Here is a 4,600-nt window from a genome sequence, read left to right as displayed (position 1 = left end):
GCTCGGTCGGCTTGTCCCGCCGCTCCACCCCCGGCCGCACTTCGCAGTGCCCCGCCCTCAGGTCCGTCCCGAACCACCCGACCACTAGGCTGACCCGTTTCAGGTTCGGCAGCTGCGCTTCCAGCTGATCCAGCGAGGCGATCAGGTCCGTCCGCCCATCCCCCAGATGAACGTTCTCGGCCGCCGTCCGCGTCAGCCCTTCGCGCCGCATCACGGCCTCGGTCGCCAGCACGAACTCCCCCGCACCGGGGATCAGGCACACGCCTTCCAGCCGCTCCTCCAGCCCATCGCCGTCCGGCCGCCGGAACACCTCGAAGCTCAGCTGCGGAACCCGGTCCCCATACGGCCCAAGCGGCAGGTCCTCGAAAACCACATAGGCGGTTCCGCGATACGACGGTGCCCCGCAGGATCCGCCTGCGGATCCGGCCACTGGCGATGCCTCCACCGCCTCGATCAACGGGTCCGGCGTCTGCTCCTCGGTCCCCCGATGCACCCGCATCGCCACGCCGGTCAGATCCATCGGCTTGCCGTCCGCCCAGACGCGCCCGACCCCGTCGATCGGCCCCTCGCACAAGGCGACTGCGAAGCTCAGCGAATAGGCATAGTCGACAGTCCTCGGCCCGCCCTTGCCGCCGCCGGACTGATTGCGCCGCTCCAGGAACCGCGCCGCCCAGATCACCTGCCCCGTCACCCGCGCCCGTCCGAAGACGCAGGCCATCGGCGTCCCCTCCGCCGTCGTCTGGAGCTTCAGCGTCTCCAGCCTCGGCCCCACCTGCCGCGCCGGCGACAGCGCGTTCACCACGCCTCGATCGATCACGCCCCCCAGCGCCGCCCCGATCGCCCGCCCCACGCCCCCGCCGACGATCCCGCCGACCCCACCCAGGATCACCTGCGCCATTGTTCGCCTCCCCTCGGTCGGCTCAGGGAGTAGGGAATAGGGAGTAGGTCTTAGGGTCGCTGGCCCAACGCTCGTGCGCCTCCCGCCTTCCCTACTCCCTATTCCCTACTCCCTAAGCCCTACTCCCTCGCCAGCGGCCACCCGAACACCGCCACCAGCCGCCTCTGCCACCACGGCCCCATCCAGCTCTCGACCACCGCCCGACCCCAGTAGGCGTGGATCATCCGAGGCTCGGGCCCCCCAACGTCGCTCAGGATGGCGCAGTGCTTCACCGCCGCTCCCTCGCTCATCCGGAACAGCAGCACGTCGCCCGGCCGCATCATCTCCACCGGCCGCTCCACCAGCCGCCGCCGCGCCGCCATCAGCAGCGTCTCCTCCGCGCCAACCTCGGCCCAGTCGGCCGAATAGGGCGGCGGCGCTTCCGGCTCCTCGCCCACCACCTCGCGCCACACCCCGCGCACCAGCCCCAGGCAGTCCGCGCCGACACCCTTCTCGCTCGCCTGATGCCGATAGGGGGTGCCTAGCCATCCGCGCGCCGCGCGCACCACCGCCTCTCCCTCCCCCTCGGGGGCATGGGGGCCGATCGTATACGATCGACCCCCATATGGCTGAGCCGCAGGCGAAGCCGGGTGGGGGCGGCCGCGTGAGCCAGACGCCGAGCGCATACGCGTCGCCTTGCCGCCCCCACCCGGCGCTGCGCGCCTGTGCGGAGCCGATCGTATACGATCGGCCCGCGCCCCCGCCTGGGGAGGGAGAACGTCAACACGGCTCACCGCCGGCTCCCGCCGTCGTGCCGCCCGCCCGTCGCCGGCATGGTCGTCAGGAAGTCGTCGCCCGGCACATCCGGGAACCCCCGGAAGTTCAGCCCGTTGCCGAACACCCCGACGCACGTCTCCCACCGCTTGTCGCAAACTCGCCCCAGCGCCTCGACCCCGCACCGCGGGTCGCCCAGCACCGCGTCGCACAGCCGCCCATAGGTCCGCCCGACCACCCGCTCCAGCGCCGCTATCGGCCCTTCGAGCTCGGCGACGAACCCCTCGCCTTCGCGAACGATCCGCCCCAGCCGCCCGACGCCCAGACGCACCCTCAGGTCCGGCCGTCTCCAGTCCACGCGCCACAGCTCGACCCGCGCCTGATCCCACAGGCCCGCCGCCACCTCGACCTCGTCCACCGCCTCATCGTCCAGCACCCCGCCGATCGCCAGGCTCCCGGCCGCCAGCCCTGTCGCGCCCTCAGCCGCCCCGTTCGTCCACCCGCTCGCCGCGCGACAGACGACCTCGTCCACGACCAGATCCCGATCATGATCGGTGAACCCCAGCCGCGTCCCGTCCGTCCGCGTGACGATCCACGCATGGCACAGCGTCGCCGCCCCGCTCTCGATGCGGGCGGCCAGTTCGCTTGGAATGTCCCTCATTCGTTCCCCCGATGGAGGGCTTAGGGAGTAGGGAGTAGGGAGTGGGGAATGGCTCTGGCTCCGCTATCAGAGCGACACACCTGTTCCCAGTTCAGACCCACTCGCGGGCGCAGGCCGGCTTCCCTACTCACTACTCCCTAAGCCCTACTCCCTCATCTCAGACCCGCACCTCGATCAGCGGCACGGCCGCCATCCGCCCGGCGTCGAAACTCTCCAGCGTGACTTCCAGCCGGTCCGCGTCGAACCGCACCGGCGTGTCGAACAGGAACCCCGCCGTCACCGCGACGCCCTCTGCAGGCACCCCTTCCAGCGTCACCTCGCCCGTGGTCACGTCCACCGCAAAAGCCCCGGCCTCCAGCTCGACCCCGCCGACCGCCACCCGCACCGACCCTTCGACCGGCTTGGTGATCGGCCGCTCCACCGGCTCCCCGCCGTCGTCGCCATACCGCTTGATCAAGGGGAACACCGTCCGTGCCCCATCCCCCTCGCCCAGCGCCTGATCCAGCGGCCCCGGCGTCCCGCCCGGCGCGCACGAGGCGTAGTCCGCAAAGTCCCGAAACCGGAACCCGTACAGCCGTCCCCGCCGCGCCTCGAAGAACTCGGTCAGCGCCGCCATGTCCGCCAGCGACCGCAGGTTCGCCCCGATCAGATAGCGCCTGCGCCCCATCGCCCAGGGCGAAGACCGTCGCTCATATCCCGACCCCAGCGTCACCACCTCGGTCCGCCGCTCGACCCCGCCGGTCGATCCGAACGCCAACCGCGCAGGCAATCGCACCTCGTGAAAGCTCATCGCGTCCACCCCGGCGCTGTCTTGTCATCCCGGCGAAAGCCGGGACGCGCCGGCAGCCTCACCTCGTGAAAGGCCATTCCTGTCTCCGGTTTCACTTGTCCGCCCGTCCTGCGTCCGCCAGTCTCGACCCCTTCGCGGCCGCAGGGGGCCGCCCGGCAGGGGAGCCACAATGCGCGGTCAGATTCTCAGCTTCGACGAGGCCTCGGGCACGGGCCTGATCAGCGGCGACGACGGCATCCGCTACAGCTTCAATCGGGACGCGGTCACCCCGCCGGCCAGCGTCACCTCCGGCCTGCGCGTCGACTTCGTCCCCGTCGCCGGCGAGGCCACCAACATCATGCTGCTGGCCGCCGCGCCCGCCCCCTCCGGTCCTTCAGCGACGCCCGGCGTGCCGGTCGACAGCTTCAACTTCCAGCACGTCCTGTTCTCGTTCAACGGCCGCATCCGGCGTCAGCATTTCTGGATCGGCTGGCTGATCTGCCTGGGTCTCGGCGTCGTGCTCGGCTGGATCCCCCGGCTGGGAACCCTGCTGTCCATTGCCCTGATCTGGCCGAACCTCGCCATCTCGGTGAAGCGCCTGCACGACATGGGTCACACCGGCTGGCTGGTCATCATCCCCTGGATCGCCGGCATTGGCGGTATCATCGCCGCCTTCATGAGCGTGGGCGCCGCGGCCCTGATGAGCGGTGGCAGCTGGGAGTCGGAAGACCCCGCCGTCGTCCTCGGCATCCTCGGCCCCGTTCTGGGCATCCTGGCCATCGTCGGCTTGATCCAGCTCGGCTTCCTGCTCTGGATCGGCATCTCCGACAGCCAGCGCGGCGACAACCGCTTCGGCCCCAATCCCAAGGGCGAGTGACCCCTACAGCCGCCGCGCCCCCAGCGCGGCGGCCCTGGCCAGCGCCTGTGCGATCTGCGCCTCCGACCTCAAGAGCGCCGGGGCCCCGCCGTCGACCGTGACGTTCACAACCACGCCGCCCGATCCCGTGGGCTCCACGACACCCGCGCCCGACGGCCGGAACACCTCCGGCCCCCGCTCGCCGACCAGATAGGCCCCGCCGCCCAGTACCGGGCCGCCGTCCGCCCGCGCGCCTGAAAACCCGACCGCGCCCGCCACCGCCTGTGCGATCGCCGCCCCCAGCCCGCCCGATCCGCCGACGCCGGCCCCGACCGCTGCGATCACCGCCCGCGCCAGCTCGGCCAGCGACACCTCCCCGTCCGCCGCCGCCCGCGCCAGCGACCGCGTCAGACTGGCCCCCGCCCGCGAGAACGCCTCCTCGATCGAGGATGCCGCCCGCTCCGCCGGTTCCCGCAACGCCTCCAGCGCCGCCGCCGCTTCCGCCGCCTTCGCGGGCACGCCGTCCAGCTCGTCGGGTCGATAGTCGTCCATCGTTACCTTTCTCCCTCCCCGGCACGGGGAGGGTGGTCGGAGCGCAGCGGAGACCGGGTGGGGGCGGCAAGGCGAGCCACCCTCCGACGCCTCCGCCGTCCAGCCCTGCCA

Annotated in this window: 5 protein-coding genes and 1 pseudogene; 1 reads left to right on the top strand and 5 read right to left on the bottom strand. The window is 71.7% G+C overall.

Features of this window, described 5'->3' with window-relative positions:
• The 4 genes and pseudogenes from IP78_RS12800 to IP78_RS12785 form a co-directional block, all read right to left on the bottom strand.
• Window positions 1-898, bottom strand: a pseudogene (locus IP78_RS12800) (hypothetical protein); the annotation flags it as partial.
• A 119-nt stretch (window positions 899-1,017) separates the two neighbouring features.
• On the bottom strand, window positions 1,018-1,443 hold the full coding sequence (locus IP78_RS12795) for an NlpC/P60 family protein (protein WP_231681012.1): 426 nt from the start codon (window positions 1,441-1,443) through the stop codon (window positions 1,018-1,020).
• A 224-nt stretch (window positions 1,444-1,667) separates the two neighbouring features.
• Window positions 1,668-2,312, bottom strand: a complete 645-nt coding sequence (locus IP78_RS12790) for a DUF2163 domain-containing protein (protein WP_054112066.1) — start codon at window positions 2,310-2,312, stop codon at window positions 1,668-1,670.
• Between the two features lie 157 nt (window positions 2,313-2,469).
• Complete coding sequence (locus tag IP78_RS12785) at window positions 2,470-3,102, bottom strand: DUF2460 domain-containing protein (RefSeq protein WP_054112065.1); 633 nt, start codon at window positions 3,100-3,102, stop codon at window positions 2,470-2,472.
• A 169-nt stretch (window positions 3,103-3,271) separates the two neighbouring features.
• Between IP78_RS12785 and IP78_RS12780 the strand changes: the two genes are divergently transcribed.
• Window positions 3,272-3,958 (top strand): DUF805 domain-containing protein, encoded by a 687-nt coding sequence (locus tag IP78_RS12780; protein WP_054112064.1) that lies wholly within the window; start codon window positions 3,272-3,274, stop codon window positions 3,956-3,958.
• Window positions 3,959-3,961: 3 nt separating this feature from the next.
• On the opposite strand, the gene IP78_RS12775 is transcribed toward IP78_RS12780, so the two are convergent.
• A complete protein-coding gene (locus IP78_RS12775; protein WP_054112063.1) occupies window positions 3,962-4,489 on the bottom strand; it encodes a phage tail tape measure C-terminal domain-containing protein in 528 nt (175 codons plus the stop codon).
• Window positions 4,490-4,600: the final 111 nt, after the last annotated feature.

It is taken from the genome of Brevundimonas sp. AAP58, assembly GCF_001295975.1.
GTDB lineage: Bacteria > Pseudomonadota > Alphaproteobacteria > Caulobacterales > Caulobacteraceae > Brevundimonas.
Note: the sequence above shows the minus strand (reverse complement) of the source record. Positions and strands in the feature narration are given on the sequence as shown.

Bases quoted from the DNA above. Each gene is read 5' to 3' on its own strand.
- IP78_RS12790 (WP_054112066.1), bottom strand. From the start codon at position 2,312: ATGAGGGACATTCCAAGCGAACTGGCCGCCCGCATCGAGAGCGGGGCG.
- IP78_RS12785 (WP_054112065.1), bottom strand. From the start codon at position 3,102: ATGAGCTTTCACGAGGTGCGATTGCCTGCGCGGTTGGCGTTCGGATCG.
- IP78_RS12780 (WP_054112064.1), top strand. From the start codon at position 3,272: ATGCGCGGTCAGATTCTCAGCTTCGACGAGGCCTCGGGCACGGGCCTG.
- IP78_RS12775 (WP_054112063.1), bottom strand. From the start codon at position 4,489: ATGGACGACTATCGACCCGACGAGCTGGACGGCGTGCCCGCGAAGGCG.